3 protein-coding genes are annotated in these 2,389 nt (G+C 69.9%); 2 read left to right on the top strand and 1 reads right to left on the bottom strand.

The annotated features are described in order from the left end of the window. On the bottom strand, positions 1-589 hold a 589-nt coding region (locus tag JHN63_RS50140; protein ID WP_200691803.1), incomplete at its 3' end, for a TerD family protein. Between the two features lie 296 nt (positions 590-885). On the opposite strand from JHN63_RS50140, the gene JHN63_RS50145 reads away from it, so the two are divergent. Then, a complete protein-coding gene (locus JHN63_RS50145; RefSeq protein ID WP_200691801.1) occupies positions 886-1,320 on the top strand; it encodes a DUF6643 family protein in 435 nt (144 codons plus the stop codon). A 42-nt stretch (positions 1,321-1,362) separates the two neighbouring features. Next, on the top strand, positions 1,363-2,187 hold the full coding sequence (locus JHN63_RS50150; protein ID WP_200691802.1) for an MOSC domain-containing protein: 825 nt from the start codon (positions 1,363-1,365) through the stop codon (positions 2,185-2,187). The last annotated feature ends 202 nt before the right edge of the window (positions 2,188-2,389 follow it).

Raw genomic sequence — 2,389 nt, forward strand, 5'->3', positions numbered from 1 at the left:
GTCCGGAGGGCGGGGGCATGGTCGCGGGCCCGGTGGGCGGCGGCATGGTCGCGGCCGGTGCCGCCTGCTGGGGCTCGTCCACGGTGATGCCGAAGTCGGTCGCCAGGCCTTCGAGCCCGCTGTCGTACCCCTGGCCGACGGCCCGGAACTTCCAGGCGCCCTGGCGGCGGTAGAACTCGCCGAGCACGAAGGCGGTCTCGACCGTCGCGCCCGCGCTGTCGAAGCGGGCGACCGCGGTGTTCTGCGCGGCGTCCCGGACCTCGATGTACAGGTCGGGGACCTGGCCGAACGTTCCGCCGTCCGACGACGCGGCGAGGACGATGCGGTCGACGGCGGGCTCCACGCGCGCGAGGTCGACGAGCAGGCTGTCGGTCACCCGTCCGCCGGCATTGCCCTTGCCCTCGTGCCGGACCGCGCCGGAGGAGTGCGCCGGCTGGTTGTAGAACACGAAATCGCCGTCGGAACGGACCTTCCCGTCGACCAGCAGCAGCGCCGAGGCGTCCGCGTCCGGAACACCGGGTCCGGAACGCCAGCCCAATTCGACGCGCAGTGCCGTCGTCGGCACCGGAACATTCGACCCTTTCGGCATCGACATGTCTGCCCCCATCACGTGTCGCCGTGCCAGGCCCCGCCCGGCAGCCCATCGGGTGTCTACCCGCACAACCTATTCCCCGAGGCGGCGAACGCCCATGAGAGGCGCGACAACATCGACGGCCAACCGCTGGTAACCCGCCAGGAACTCGGCTTTTACACGATCCGAACACCGATCGATGCCCTTTTTTGCCAAGTTCGCTCGCATTGGGGATCCCGTGCCACCCCCGACACGGAAAACAACCCTCTAATCGGTCTCCCCAACCACCACATCGTGGGCTTAACTTATGTGCCATGACCTCCCCCCGCTCCACTTATGGCGGCGGCTACTACTCCGCCTCCTTCCCGGACACTCCGATCTACGACTCCCTCGTGGCCGAGCGGGGTACCCCGCAGATCGCCCCGATCCGGGTCCCCGCCGCCTACGACATGCCGGGGAGCAACCTGCCGGCGCTCCCGTCGGCACTGCCCGCTCTCCCGGCGGGTCCCTCGCAGGCTTCCTACGGCGGCTACCCGCAGGCGCAGCAGCCGTCTCCGCTGCAGCAGGCGCCCGCCGCCTACATCCCGCAGCAGGCCCCGCAGCGCGGTTACGGCCAGCAGCAACAGCAGCCGCGCCCGATGGCGGCTCCGGCCGGCTACGAGGCGATGCGTCCGGCGGCTCCCCGCCCGGCTCCGGCGCCGTACCAGCAGGACCCGTACAACAACAACCAGCAGTACCGCGGTTACTGATCCTCACCCTGCGTTGTCGGTGCCGACTGGCACGATGGAGCGATGGGGAATGCGGAGCTGCGGTCGATCCACGTTCATCCGGTCAAGGCACTCCGGGGTTTCTCGCCCCGGGAGGCTCTCGTGGAGCCTTGGGGGCTGGCCGGTGACCGACGCTGGGGGCTGATCGACGACGGGGGAAAGGTCGTCACGCAACGCGAGCACCCGCGGCTCGCACTGGCCGCCGCCGAGCTTCTGCCCGGCGGCGGTATTCGTCTGTCCGCACCCGGCCGCGACCCGCTGACCGTGCCCGTTCCGGAGCCGGTCACCACCGTGGCGATGGAGATCTTCGGTACAAAGGTCGACGCGGTACTGGGGCCGGACACCGCGCACCTCTGGTGCAGCGACTATCTGGGCTTCGGTGTTCGTCTCGTCCACATGGACGATCCCGCCACGCGCAGGCCCGTCGACCCGGACTACGCGCTTCCCGGTGAGACGGTCGGTTTCGCCGACGGCTATCCGCTGCTGCTGACCTCGGAAGCCTCCCTCGACGCCCTCAACTCCCTTGTCGCACAAGGGGATCACCCCGCCGAGGGCCCGCTGCCCATGAACCGGTTCCGACCCAATGTGGTCGTCGCGGGCACCGCCGCCTGGGCCGAGGACGACTGGTCGGGCGTCGTGATCGGCGAGGTCTCCTTCCGGGTCGCGAAGATGTGCGGGCGCTGCGTCGTGACCACCACCGACCAGGGCACCGTGGAGCGCGGCAAGGAGCCGCTGCGCACCCTGGCCCGGCATCGGCGCATCGGCGGCAAGCTCGTCTTCGGACAGAACCTGGTGCCCCGGTCCACCGGCACGATCCGCGTCGGCGACCCGGTCCGGATTCTCGCGTGACCGAAGTTCCTCATGCATGCGCGGCCGGAGTTCCGCCGATGGGCGCTCGGGGCGGGAACCCTCCCCGTGGGCCCGGTCGTTGAGATCCCGTGAGAAGTTCGTGAGAGCCCGCAGGAGAGGTGATTTCGCTCTCTCTTTGACGGGGCTCTTGGGCGAACGGCAGGGCGCGGAGTTATCACGGAGCGGGAAGGGGGTGCGGGAG

It is taken from the genome of Streptomyces sp. MBT65, from assembly GCF_016612545.1.
Lineage (GTDB): Bacteria > Actinomycetota > Actinomycetes > Streptomycetales > Streptomycetaceae > Streptomyces.